The organism is Nocardia nova, assembly GCF_002933465.1.
In the GTDB taxonomy this organism is placed as follows: domain Bacteria; phylum Actinomycetota; class Actinomycetes; order Mycobacteriales; family Mycobacteriaceae; genus Nocardia; species Nocardia nova_B.
The window spans coordinates 133,690-144,960 of the sequence record NZ_PSZE01000017.1; the positions used below are offsets into that span (position 1 = coordinate 133,690).

An 11,271-nucleotide genomic window follows, 5' to 3' on the forward strand; every position below is an offset into this window, starting at 1 on the left:
CGGTGGTCATCCGATCAGCACGGCGTAACCGGGCTTGATCACCTCGTCGATGATGCGCAGCCGGTCCGGGAACGGAATGAACGCCGACTTCATGGCGTTGATCGTGAACCGTTCCAGATCGCTCCAGCCGTAGCCGAAGGTCTCGACCAGCTTCAGCATTTCCCGGCTCATGTCGGTATCGCTCATGAGCCGGTTGTCGGTATTGACGGTGACCCGGAACCGCAACCGGGCCAGCAGGTCGAACGGATGCTTGTCCAGAGCCGGCACGGCACCGGTCTGCACATTCGACGAGGGGCACAGCTCGAGCGGAATCCGTTTGTCACGAACGTAATTGGCCACCAGTCCGAGGGTGGGCTCGGAGCCGTCGCCGTCGAAGATGTCGTCGGTGATCCGCACCCCGTGCCCGAGCCGATCGCAGCCGCAGAACGCCAGCGCCTCGTGGATCGACGGCAGTCCGAACGCCTCCCCGGCGTGAATGGTGAACTGCGCGCAGTTGGCGCGCATGTATTCGAAGGCGTCCAGATGGCGCGAGGGCGGATAGCCCGCTTCCGCGCCGGCGATGTCGAATCCGCCGACCCCGCGGTCGCGGAAGCGAACGGTCAGTTCGGCGATCTCGCGGGAGCGGGCGGCGTGACGCATGGCGGTGAGCAGGCAGGTCACCCGGATGGGAGTGCCGGCTTCCGCGGCGAGCCGCTCGCCCTCGCGAAAGCCGGCCAGGGTGTGCTCGACGACCTCGTCGAGGGTGAGGTCGCGTTCGAGATGCTGTTCGGGTGCGAAGCGGACCTCGGCGTACACCACCCCGTCGGCGGCCAGGTCCAGCGCGCATTCGCGAGCCACCCGCCGCAGTCCCTCCGGGGTCTGCATCACCGCCACCGTGTGCGCGAAGGTCTCCAGATAGCGCTCGAGCGATCCACTGTCGGCCGCTTCGCGGAACCAGTGCGCCAGGGCCTGCGCGTCGGTGGCGGGTAGCTGGTCGTATCCGCAGTCCTCGGCCAGTTCGAGCACGGTCGCGGGACGCAGGCCGCCGTCGAGATGGTCGTGCAGCACGGCCTTGGGGGCCTGGCGGATCGAGGCGAGAGTCAAAGGCATCGGTCCAGTCATGTAACGACGCTATCCGCATTCGCGGGCCCCTGCAGGCAACTTGCCCGGTGTGCATCTGCCCGCCGGCCTGTCGTTGCCCGGTGGTCGCCCGCGCGTAGCCGGGCCCGGCTCAGTACTCGTGCTCACTCCGACGCTGGAGGCCACGGTGATCATCGCGAAGATGGCGGCGCCGCCGGTGAGTGCCACAGAATAGCCACCTGAACGACATGCCGTTGGTTATTGGCACGATAGACAGGTTACTCGCTGTGCTCAGAGCCCGATCCGCCCGAGGATCAGCGGATGCGCGACCGGCGGAACCGATCCGATGTCGTATCCCGCCCGCAGTGTCGCGATCGCCGCGGGTACGGCCGCTTCGGAGTCGGAGTGCAGGGTGAACAGCGGTTTCCCCGCCGTCACCGAATCGCCCGGCTTGCAGTGCATTTCGATTCCCGCGCCGGACTGCACGGGATCACCCTGACGGGCGCGTCCGGCACCGAGCCGCCAGGCGGCGACCCCGACGGCCATCGCATCCAGCCGGGTGAGGACGCCCGATTCCTGCGCCACCAGGGTTTCGGTGTGCCGCGCCCGCGGCAGGGGCGCGTCGGGATCGCCGCCCTGCGCCGCGAGCATCGCCCGCCAGTGATCCATCGCGCGACCGTCGGCCAGCGCGTCGGCGGGGTCGACATCGCGAATACCGGCCTGCGCCACCATTTCTCGCGCCAGCGCCACCGTCAGCTCGACGACATCCGCCGGGCCGCCGCCGGCCAGCACCTCCACCGCTTCGGCGACCTCGAGCGCATTGCCCGCCGTACGCCCGAGCGGGGTGTCCATCGCGGTGAGCAACGCGACCGTCCGCACCCCCGCGCCGGTTCCCAGTTCGACCATGGCCGTGGCCAATTCGGTAGCGTCGCGGAAGTTCTTCATGAACGCACCGCTGCCGACCTTCACATCCAGGACGAGTGCGCCGGTCCCCTCGGCGATCTTCTTGCTCATGATCGAACTGGCGATGAGCGGAACCGATTCCACTGTGCCGGTCACGTCGCGCAGCGCGTAGAGGCGCTTGTCGGCCGGCGCCAGATCCGCCCCGGCCGCGCAGATCACCGCGCCGATCTCCGGATCGGCGAGAATCGCACGCATGCGCGCGGGCGCCAGATCGGCCCGCCAGCCCGGAATCGATTCCAACTTGTCCAGGGTTCCGCCGGTGTGGCCCAGTCCGCGCCCCGACAATTGCGGGACCGCCGCGCCACATGCGGCCACTAGCGGCGCCAGCGGCAGGGTGATCTTGTCGCCGACTCCTCCCGTCGAGTGTTTGTCGACGGTCGGCCGGGGCAGGTCCGTGAAGTCCATCCGCTGCCCGGAGGCGATCATCGCGGCCGTCCAGCGGGCGAGTTCGCGGCGGGTCATGCCGCGTAGCACGATCGCCATCGCCAGCGCCGACATCTGTTCGTCGGCGACCTCGCCGCGAGTGAACGCGTCGACCACCCAATCGATCTGTTCGTCGTCGAGTTCCGCACCGTCGCGCTTGGCCGCGATCACCGACACCGCCGTATGGGTCATGGCGAAAGCCTTCCAGATCCCGTTCGGGGTGCGGAAATTCACATCATTTCCGGCCGGCGGTCAGATCGTCCGGCCCGAAGGCGTCCGGCAGCAACCTCGCCAGCGGTACCGGGCCGCCGCGATGGTCGACGAGCAGTTCCGGCCCGCCGTGCTCGTAGAGCACCTGCCGGCACCGCCCGCAGGGCATCAGAATTTCCCCGTGCGAATCACAGACCGCGACCGCCAGCAACCGCCCGCCCCCGGAGGAACAAAAGTTACCGACGAGTACAGTTTCGGCGCAGACGCCGAGTCCGTATGAGACATTTTCCACATTGCAACCGCTCACAATGGAACCGCCGGCCGTGAGAGCAGCGGCGCCGACCGGAAAGCCGGAGTACGGTGCATACGCATTACGCATTACTCGAAATGCGTTGTAACGCAGGGAATCCCAATCAATTTCCGGCATATCGGACCTCCGCTCGAATGGCTGATACGACAGCGTAGAAATGGCATCGCGACGCTGTCCAACATTCAGGCAAGGCAAACCTAACTCCCCGCTTGGAGGCTCAACGCATGGCACGCCGAATTAGTTCCGCGAATCGCCGGGGATTAGAGTTCTCCACAGATCGGTCCAGGTTTGGCAACGCACCGCCGGCCACCGCCTCCGGATGTCAGCGCCCGAGTTGAGCTGGTGTTTCTCCAGATTCACACGCTCGGCGTATGCCGAAGCTGCGACCGGATCCGACTGCCGGCTCGCCGGCGTGTCCATCAACGACGTTGGAGGCACCGCACTCTATGACGACCACACTGGAAGCTCCGGCTCAGCCGAAGCGGAAGACCCTGTACCGCGGCGACCCGGGTATGTGGTCCTGGGCGATGCACCGGATCACCGGTGTCACGATCTTCTTCTTCCTGTTCGTCCACGTACTCGACACCGCTCTGGTGCGGGTCAGCCCGGACACCTACGACCGGGCCATCGAGACCTACAAGAATCCGGTCGTGGCCCTCATGGAGATGGCCCTGGTCGTCTGCGTGCTGTTCCACGCACTCAACGGCGTCCGCGTGATCCTCGTCGACTTCTGGTCCAAGGGCCCCAAGTACCAGCGCCTGATGCTGTGGATCGTGCTCACCATCTGGGTTCTGGTCTCCGCCGCCGGCGTCGGCCGCCAGTTCTTCTACCTGCTGACGGAGCACTGATATGACCGCACCTGTTCTCGGCAAGTCCTACGACCGTCCCGCCAGCCTCGACTCGCCCCGCGCCCCCCGCCGCTCCTCCGGCAACAACTTCGAGAAGTACGCGTGGTTGTTCATGCGCTTCTCCGGCCTGCTGCTGATCGTGCTGGTGCTGGGCCACATGACGATCATGCTGATGCTCGACGGCGGCGTGAAGCGGCTGAACTTCGGCTTCGTGGCCGGTCGCTGGGCCAGCCCGTTCTGGCAGTGCTGGGATCTGGCCATGCTGTGGCTGGCGCAGCTGCACGGCGGCAACGGCCTGCGCACGGTCATCGACGACTACTCCCGCAAGGACTCCACCCGCTTCTGGCTGAAGACCCTGCTGGCCGTCGCCATGATCCTGATCATGGGCGTGGGCACCTACGTCATCTTCACCTTCGACCCCAACATCAGTTAGGAACGCCTCCGCGATGAGTGAATCCCGTCCGGTTCAGGAACACCGCTACGACGTGGTCATCGTCGGTGCCGGTGGCGCGGGGATGCGCGCGGCGATCGAGGCCGGCCCCCGGGCTCGCACCGCCGTGCTGACCAAGCTGTACCCGACCCGTAGCCACACCGGCGCGGCCCAGGGCGGTATGTGCGCCGCGCTGGCCAACGTCGAAGAAGACAACTGGGAATGGCACACCTTCGACACCGTCAAGGGTGGTGACTACCTGGTCGACCAGGACGCCGCGGAGATCATGGCCAAGGAGGCCATCGACGCGGTGCTGGACCTGGAGAAGATGGGCCTGCCGTTCAACCGGACGCCCGAGGGCAAAATCGACCAGCGTCGCTTCGGCGGTCACACCCGCGACCACGGCAAGGCGCCCGTGCGCCGCGCCTGCTACGCCGCCGACCGCACCGGCCACATGATCCTGCAGACGCTCTACCAGAACTGCGTCAAGCACGACGTGGAGTTCTACAACGAGTTCTACGTCCTCGACCTGGTGATGAGCGATACCGACCGCGGTTCGGTCGCCACCGGCGTGGTCGCCTACGAGCTGGCCACCGGTGAGATCCACGTCTTCCACGCCAAGGCGATCATCTTCGCCACCGGCGGTTCCGGCCGGATGTACAAGACCACCTCCAACGCGCACACGCTGACCGGTGACGGTATGGCGATCGTGTTCCGCAAGGGCCTGCCGCTGGAGGACATGGAGTTCCACCAGTTCCATCCGACGGGCCTGGCCGGTCTGGGCATCCTGATCTCCGAGGCCGTCCGCGGTGAGGGCGGCATCCTGCGCAACGCCTCCGGTGAGCGCTTCATGGAGCGCTACGCCCCCACCATCAAGGACCTCGCGCCTCGCGACATCGTGGCCCGGTCGATGGTCAAGGAGGTCCTCGAGGGTCGCGGTGGCGGCCCGAACAAGGACTACGTCTTCATCGACGTGACCCACCTCGGCGAGGACGTGCTCGAGGAGAAGCTGCCCGACATCACCGAGTTCTCCCGCACCTACCTGGGTGTGGACCCGGTGAAAGAGCCGGTGCCGGTCATGCCGACCTGTCACTACGTGATGGGTGGTATCCCGACCCGCATCCGCGGTGAAGTGCTGCGCAACAACACCGACGTGGTCCCCGGCCTGTACGCCGCCGGTGAGTGCGCCTGCGTGTCGGTGCACGGCTCGAACCGCCTGGGCACCAACTCGCTGCTGGACATCAACGTGTTCGGCCGCCGCTCGGGTATCGCCGCCGCCGAGTACGCCGCCCGCACCGAGTTCGTCGAGCTGCCGGAGAACCCGGCGCAGATGGTGCAGGACTGGCTCGCGCTGCTGCTGAGCGACCATGGCAACGAGCGGGTCGCCGACATCCGTACCGAGCTGCAGGTCACCATGGACGCCAACGCCGCGGTGTTCCGCACCGAGGAGACCCTCAAGCAGGCGCTGACCGACATCCACGCGCTCAAGGAGCGCTACCAGCACATCAGCGTGCAGGACAAGGGCAGGCGCTACAACAGCGACCTGCTCGAGGCCGTCGAGCTCGGCTTCCTGCTGGAGCTGGCCGAGGTCACCGTCGTGGGCGCGCTCAACCGCAAGGAATCGCGCGGCGGCCACGCCCGCGAGGACTACCCCGACCGCGACGACGTCAACTTCATGCGCCACACCATGGCGTACAAGCAGGTCGAGCCCGGTAAGCCGGCGGAGCTGATCGCCGACATCCAGCTCGACTTCAAGCCGGTCGTGCAGACCCGTTACGAGCCGATGGAGCGTAAGTACTGATGACTGCTGTAGCCGAAGCCCCGGCCGGGCAGAAGCCGGCCCCCGTGCCCGACGGGTCGACCATGGTGACGGTGAAGGTCGCCCGGTTCAACCCCGAGGACGACAAGGGCGCGCACTGGGATTCGTTCCAGGTGCCGGTCCTGCCGACCGACCGCTTCCTGAACGTGCTCATCTACATCAAGTCCTATCTGGACGGCACGCTCACCTTCCGGCGCTCCTGCGCGCACGGTGTCTGTGGTTCCGACGCCATGCGCATCAACGGCGTGAACCGGCTGGCGTGCAAGGTGCTGATGCGCGACATGCTGCCCAAGAACGGCAAGGAGCTCACCGTCACCGTCGAGCCGATCCGCGGCCTGCCCGTGGAGAAGGACCTCGTGGTGAACATGGAGCCGTTCTTCGACGCGTTCCGCGCGGTGAAGCCGTACCTGATCACCTCGGGTAACGCGCCGACCCGCGAGCGCATCCAATCCCAGACCGACCGGCACCGCTTCGATGACACCACCAAGTGCATCCTGTGCGCCTGCTGCACCACCTCCTGCCCCGTGTACTGGAGCGACGGCAGCTACTTCGGCCCGGCCGCGATCGTGAACGCCCACCGCTTCATCTTCGACAGCCGCGACGAGGGCGCCCGCGAGCGTCTCGACATCCTCAACGACGTCGAAGGCGTCTGGCGCTGCCGCACCACCTTCAACTGCACCGACGCCTGCCCCCGCGGCATCGAGGTCACCAAGGCCATCCAGGAGGTCAAGCGCGCCCTCCTGTTCGCCCGGCCCTGAGCAGTTCGAACTCGAAAAAGCCGCCCGCATCGCACGATGCGGGCGGCTTTTCGTTTCCTAGGCAATTTGCTCAGTTTGCTGGGGGGTTTGTTGTCTGATCGGGATGGGGGTGCTTGCCTGGAGGCATGTTCACCGAAGGTCAGCTGTATTCGCCGGTTACCACGGGTACCGACGGCGATGTCACGGTGCATTTGAGTGCTGAGCATCCGGGGGTGCACGATCCGGAGTACCGGGGCCGGCGCAATGCGATCGCCGCGCTGGCGCTCGCGTATCGGGAGGGCGAGCCGCTGCCTCGCATCGACTACACCGAAGAGGAGCAGCAGGTCTGGCGGATCGTCTCGACGGAGTTGACGCGGAAACATCACACGTACGCGTCGGCGGAGGTGCTCGACGGCGCCCGGCGGCTGGCCCTGCCCGCCGACCATATTCCGCAACTGGACGAGGTGACCGCGAAATTGGTGCCGCTCACCGGTTTTCGCTATGTTCCGGCGGCGGGCCTGGTGCCGCTGCGCGAGTTCTTCGGCTCTTTCGCCGATCGAATCTTCCACTCCACCCAGTACATTCGCCACCATTCCGCGCCGCTGTACACGCCGGAGCCGGATTCGATTCACGAAATCATCGGGCACGCAAATCAATTGGCCTCGCCGCGCTTCGCCGCGATCTATGCGGAAGCAGGCGCCGCGGTGGCCCGGCTGGAGACCGAGGCGGCGCTGAAATTCCTGGCCGACGTGTTCTGGTTCTCCATGGAATTCGGCGTGGTGCGCGAAAAGGGCGAAGTACGTTGCTACGGTGCGGGTTTGCTGTCGTCGTTCGGCGAGATCGAGGAATTCCGGCACGCCCGGATGCGTCCGCTGAACATCCACGACATGGGCACCGCGACCTACGACATCACGCATTACCAGCCGATTCTGTACTGCGCGGAGTCGATTTCCGAGATCGAGGACGTGATCGGCGGCTTCTTCGCCGGCATGACAGACGACAGCGCGGCCGCCGAGCTGGCCGCGTCCTGATCGGAGGGTGGCGTCAGTCGCCCGACTCCGGGTCGGGGACCGCCGGCCTCAGCGGCATGCCCGCCTCCATGAATTCCACGATCCGGTCGACCTTGTCCAAATCGAGCCCCTCCCGGCCGAACGCGGTCATCATCGCCCCGATCATCGCCCCGGAGAAGGCGCGGACCTCGAAGTCGTCCGGATCGCGGCCGACCCGGCGGGCGAGCAGCCCGGAGACCAGAGCCACGTTGCGTTCGGTCTCTTGCATGATCACGCTGCGCAGCTCGGGCTCGTTGTAGATGAGTTTCATCCGGTCCTGTTCGAACTGCCAGTCCTGCGGGTTCAGATTGTCGAAGGTGTCGCGCATCGCCTGGCGGAACGCGGCCAGTGGCGTCAGCTCCGACGGCTGGGATTCGAGGGCGTGGATCATGATCGGATCGACGTCGTCGGCCAGGACCACCTGCTCTTTGGACGGAAAGTAGCGGAAGAAGGTGCTCGGCGAGATGTCGGCGGCCTCGGCGATCTGCTCGATCGTGGTCGCCGAATATCCCTGTCGCTGAAACAGTTTCATCGCCTCCGCGCGGATCGTGCGGCGGGTGCGCTGCTTCTTGCGTTCGCGCAGGCCCATCCGAGGCGACGTGGTCGCCCCGGAATGGGCCCGTGCGGGGGCATTCGACTCAGCCGACATGCACCGATTCTCCCGCATCGGCGTCGGAGTGCGGGCCCGGCTCCCCGCTTCGGGTCCGGATCGCGGCGAGCAGCGCCGCCACCGCGCACACGCCGGCACACAGCCACAGCATCGCGCCCATCCCGGAGACGAAGGCCGACTGCACATGGGCGAGCATGTCGGCGTTGCCGCTGGCCCGGGCGACCGCGACGCCCGCGTTCACTCCGTCGGACATCGGCTCGTGATTGTAGGAGCCCAGGTCGGAGCGATACTGCGTGGCGAGGACGGTGCCCAGTACCGCGACGCCGATGGTGCCGCCGGCCTGACGCAGCGCTTGCAGCAGGGCCGATCCCGACCCGGCGCGCTCGGCGCCGAGCTGCCCCATCGCCATCCCCATGGCGGCCGGCATGACCAGGCCCATCGCGAAGCCCAGGATCGTGGTCCAGGCGGCGGTGTAGCCGTAGCCGCCGCTCACCTGGGTCATGGCGCCCATGGCGAGGCCGGCGCCGAGGATCAGGAAGCCGCCACTGAGCACGATTCGCGCCCCGAGTTTCGGCAGCAATTTGTCGACCGCGCGCGTCCCGACCACCAGTCCGCCGATCAACGGCAGCAACCGCAACCCGCTACCGAGCGAATCGACGCCGAGCACCGCCTGGAAATACTGCGGAACGGTGAAGAACATGCCGAACATCGCGAAGTTCACGAAGACCGAATATGCCGTGCCCCAACGGAATCCACGGTTGGTGAACAGTGCGATATCGACCAGCGGATGCGCGATCCGACGCTGCCACCACACGAAGCCGGTCAGCAGCGCGCCCCCGGCGACCACCGCAGCCCAGGCGGCGCCGTCACCCCACCCTTGTTCGCCGAAGCGGATGAATCCGTAGGTGAATCCCAGCATGCCCGCGGCCGAGAGCAGCACACCGGGCAGATCGATGCGGAAGGCCGAATCGCTGCGGGTCTCCGGAACCAGGAGCGCGACCGCGATCAACCCCACCACGACCAGGGGCACGTTGATCAAGAAGACCGAACCCCACCAGAAATGGTTCAGCAGCCAGCCGCCCACGATCGGACCGAGCGGGAGGCCCAGTGCGGTGGAGCCGACCCAGATCGTCAGTGCCCGTTGCCGTTCGGTTTGATCAGGGAACAGGCCGGGCAGCACCGACATCGACAGCGGCATCATCGCGGCCGCCGCGATACCCAGTACCGCGCGAGCCGCGATCAACATCCCCGCCGAGGTCGCCAGCGCACACCACAGCGACGCCCCACCGAAGACGACCAGCGCCGCCAGCAGGAACTTCTTGCGGCCGTAGCGGTCGCCGAGCGCGCCCGCGGGCAGCATCACGGCGGCCAGCGCGAGTGTGTAGGCGGTGGTGAACCATTGCAGCGCAGCGGTATTCGCGTGCAGATCGATGGCCATGGTGGGCAGCGCGACGACCAGCACGGTGGTATCGAGGCCGATGGTGAGCATCGCGAGCCCGAGCGCACCGAGAGCGAGCCAGCGCGCCCGCCCGGCCCCCGGCCTATCGTCTCCTGGCGGACCGGCCCCGGGCGCATCGGCAGTGCGCGGCTCGCGGTCCGGCGCTGACGGCCCGGCGGTCGCTGTCGAGCTTCCGGTCTCTTCCTCTCGCGCCGCGGTCCCGGTCGATGCGGGCGCTTCCGGTGATCTCCGCAAGTTCATGACATGTCCATTCAGTTGGTTGTGTCTATATTTTGATAGTAGCTTTCATTTCATGGTCTCTGTCAATACTTCGCGGCCGCGGGTGTTCGCGGCACCATCGCCCAGCGCCGCATAAGCTGCATGTCGATGAACACCCGCATGTCCCGCACCGTCCGCTTCCGCCGATCCGGCTCGCTGGCGGCCGCCGTACTGACTGCCGGGCTGCTGGGCGCCACCACGGTCACCGGGCTCGGCGTGGCAGACGCGGCCCCTGCGCCGCCGTCCACGCCGTTCACCACGCCGAATACGGATTCCTGCCCGAACAAGACGGCGCCGCCACCGCCGATCGATACCTCGGAGGTGCCGGCGCCCGGAAGTACGACGCCGTCGCCGCTACCGGTGCCGTCGGATCCGATCGGCGGCGACAAACTCGGGCGCTGCGGGGTGGTGGTTCCGGCGGGCGCACCGCCGGTGCCCGCCGACATCTCGGCGACCGCCTGGCTGGTCGCCGACCTCGACACCGGCAAGGTACTGGCCGCCAAGGATCCGCACGGCCGCTACCGACCGGCCTCCACGATCAAGACGCTGCTGGCCGCCGTCGCACTCCCTGCCCTGGACCCGAACCAGGTCGTGATCGGCACCCAGGACGATGCGAATGCCGACGGCACGCGCGTCGGTATCGGCCCCGGTGGCCGCTACACCAACGACCAGCTGTTCCACGCGCTGCTGATGTGTTCCGGCAACGACGCCGCCCACGCCATCGCCACCCAGCTCGGCGGCGACGAAGCCACTGTCGCGAAGATGAACGCGATGGCAAAACAGTTGCAGGCCATGGACACTCGCGCCGCTACCCCCTCCGGCCTGGACGGCCCCGGGATGAGCACCTCGGCCTACGATCTGGCGACGATCTTCCGCCACGACATGCAGAACCCCACCTTCGCCAAGATCATCCACACCGAGCAGTACGACTTCCCCGGCTACCCCGCCGACCCCAAGATCCCCGACGACAAGGACCACCCCGGCTTCCCCATCGCCAACGACAACCGCCTGCTGTACGACTACGACGGCGATCTGGGCGGAAAAACCGGCTACACCGACGACGCCCGCCAAACCTTCGTGACCGCCGCCGAACGAG

General features: G+C 67.0%; 12 protein-coding genes. 7 read left to right on the forward strand and 5 right to left on the reverse strand.

The window, feature by feature from the left end; translation table 11 throughout:
• Positions 1 to 6 precede the first annotated feature (6 nt).
• Positions 7 to 1,101 (reverse strand): adenosine deaminase, encoded by a 1,095-nt coding sequence (locus tag C5E41_RS20660; protein ID WP_104377442.1) that lies wholly within the window; start codon positions 1,099 to 1,101, stop codon positions 7 to 9.
• 49 nt (positions 1,102 to 1,150) lie between these two features.
• Here C5E41_RS20660 and C5E41_RS34000 point away from each other — a divergent pair, with 49 nt between their 5' ends.
• On the forward strand, positions 1,151 to 1,294 hold the full coding sequence (locus tag C5E41_RS34000) for a hypothetical protein (RefSeq protein WP_181063337.1): 144 nt from the start codon (positions 1,151 to 1,153) through the stop codon (positions 1,292 to 1,294).
• A 56-nt stretch (positions 1,295 to 1,350) separates the two neighbouring features.
• On the opposite strand, the gene C5E41_RS20665 is transcribed toward C5E41_RS34000, so the two are convergent.
• Together C5E41_RS20665 and C5E41_RS20670 are read right to left on the reverse strand one after the other, a co-directional pair.
• Complete coding sequence (locus tag C5E41_RS20665) at positions 1,351 to 2,637, reverse strand: thymidine phosphorylase (RefSeq protein ID WP_104377465.1); 1,287 nt, start codon at positions 2,635 to 2,637, stop codon at positions 1,351 to 1,353.
• Positions 2,638 to 2,680: 43 nt separating this feature from the next.
• Entirely contained in the window at positions 2,681 to 3,082 is a 402-nt protein-coding gene (locus tag C5E41_RS20670; RefSeq protein WP_104377443.1) for a cytidine deaminase, read from the reverse strand.
• Positions 3,083 to 3,411: 329 nt separating this feature from the next.
• On the opposite strand from C5E41_RS20670, the gene sdhC reads away from it, so the two are divergent.
• The 5 genes from sdhC (at position 3,412) to C5E41_RS20695 (ending at position 7,830) form a co-directional block, all read left to right on the forward strand.
• On the forward strand, positions 3,412 to 3,813 hold the full coding sequence (sdhC, locus tag C5E41_RS20675) for a succinate dehydrogenase, cytochrome b556 subunit (protein ID WP_104377444.1): 402 nt from the start codon (positions 3,412 to 3,414) through the stop codon (positions 3,811 to 3,813).
• 1 nt (position 3,814) lies between these two features.
• Positions 3,815 to 4,246, forward strand: coding sequence for a succinate dehydrogenase hydrophobic membrane anchor subunit (locus C5E41_RS20680; protein ID WP_104377445.1), 432 nt, complete (start codon positions 3,815 to 3,817; stop codon positions 4,244 to 4,246).
• Between the two features lie 13 nt (positions 4,247 to 4,259).
• Positions 4,260 to 6,044 carry a succinate dehydrogenase flavoprotein subunit gene (gene sdhA, locus C5E41_RS20685; RefSeq protein WP_104377446.1) on the forward strand — a complete coding sequence of 595 codons (1,785 nt, stop codon included), beginning with the start codon at positions 4,260 to 4,262 and terminating at the stop codon, positions 6,042 to 6,044.
• A complete protein-coding gene (locus C5E41_RS20690) occupies positions 6,044 to 6,820 on the forward strand; it encodes a succinate dehydrogenase iron-sulfur subunit (RefSeq protein WP_036498394.1) in 777 nt (258 codons plus the stop codon). The genes sdhA and C5E41_RS20690 overlap by 1 nt, the downstream gene beginning before the upstream one ends.
• A gap of 125 nt (positions 6,821 to 6,945) precedes the next feature.
• A complete protein-coding gene (locus tag C5E41_RS20695) occupies positions 6,946 to 7,830 on the forward strand; it encodes a phenylalanine 4-monooxygenase (RefSeq protein ID WP_104377447.1) in 885 nt (294 codons plus the stop codon).
• A gap of 13 nt (positions 7,831 to 7,843) precedes the next feature.
• Here the strand turns inward: C5E41_RS20695 and C5E41_RS20700 are convergent, their stop codons facing one another.
• Both C5E41_RS20700 and C5E41_RS20705 read right to left on the reverse strand, forming a co-directional pair.
• On the reverse strand, positions 7,844 to 8,437 hold the full coding sequence (locus tag C5E41_RS20700; protein ID WP_439956425.1) for an acyl-CoA-like ligand-binding transcription factor: 594 nt from the start codon (positions 8,435 to 8,437) through the stop codon (positions 7,844 to 7,846).
• 49 nt (positions 8,438 to 8,486) lie between these two features.
• The gene (locus C5E41_RS20705) at positions 8,487 to 9,947 is read right to left on the reverse strand and encodes an MFS transporter (protein WP_104377449.1); all 1,461 of its coding nucleotides are present in this window, start codon (positions 9,945 to 9,947) and stop codon (positions 8,487 to 8,489) included.
• A gap of 336 nt (positions 9,948 to 10,283) precedes the next feature.
• Here C5E41_RS20705 and C5E41_RS20710 point away from each other — a divergent pair.
• Positions 10,284 to 11,271: serine hydrolase (locus tag C5E41_RS20710; protein WP_104377466.1), on the forward strand; the 988-nt coding region annotated here is incomplete at its 3' end.

What these genes read in the sequence shown, in the direction of transcription:
- sdhA (WP_104377446.1), top strand. Translation starts at nt 4,260, where the DNA reads ATGAGTGAATCCCGTCCGGTTCAGGAACACCGCTACGACGTGGTCATC.
- C5E41_RS20680 (WP_104377445.1), top strand. Translation starts at nt 3,815, where the DNA reads ATGACCGCACCTGTTCTCGGCAAGTCCTACGACCGTCCCGCCAGCCTC.
- sdhC (WP_104377444.1), top strand. Translation starts at nt 3,412, where the DNA reads ATGACGACCACACTGGAAGCTCCGGCTCAGCCGAAGCGGAAGACCCTG.
- C5E41_RS20695 (WP_104377447.1), top strand. Translation starts at nt 6,946, where the DNA reads ATGTTCACCGAAGGTCAGCTGTATTCGCCGGTTACCACGGGTACCGAC.
- C5E41_RS20690 (WP_036498394.1), top strand. Translation starts at nt 6,044, where the DNA reads ATGACTGCTGTAGCCGAAGCCCCGGCCGGGCAGAAGCCGGCCCCCGTG.
- C5E41_RS20660 (WP_104377442.1), bottom strand. Translation starts at nt 1,101, where the DNA reads ATGACTGGACCGATGCCTTTGACTCTCGCCTCGATCCGCCAGGCCCCC.
- C5E41_RS20665 (WP_104377465.1), bottom strand. Translation starts at nt 2,637, where the DNA reads ATGACCCATACGGCGGTGTCGGTGATCGCGGCCAAGCGCGACGGTGCG.
- C5E41_RS20670 (WP_104377443.1), bottom strand. Translation starts at nt 3,082, where the DNA reads ATGCCGGAAATTGATTGGGATTCCCTGCGTTACAACGCATTTCGAGTA.
- C5E41_RS20705 (WP_104377449.1), bottom strand. Translation starts at nt 9,947, where the DNA reads ATGCTCACCATCGGCCTCGATACCACCGTGCTGGTCGTCGCGCTGCCC.
- C5E41_RS20700 (WP_439956425.1), bottom strand. Translation starts at nt 8,437, where the DNA reads ATGGGCCTGCGCGAACGCAAGAAGCAGCGCACCCGCCGCACGATCCGC.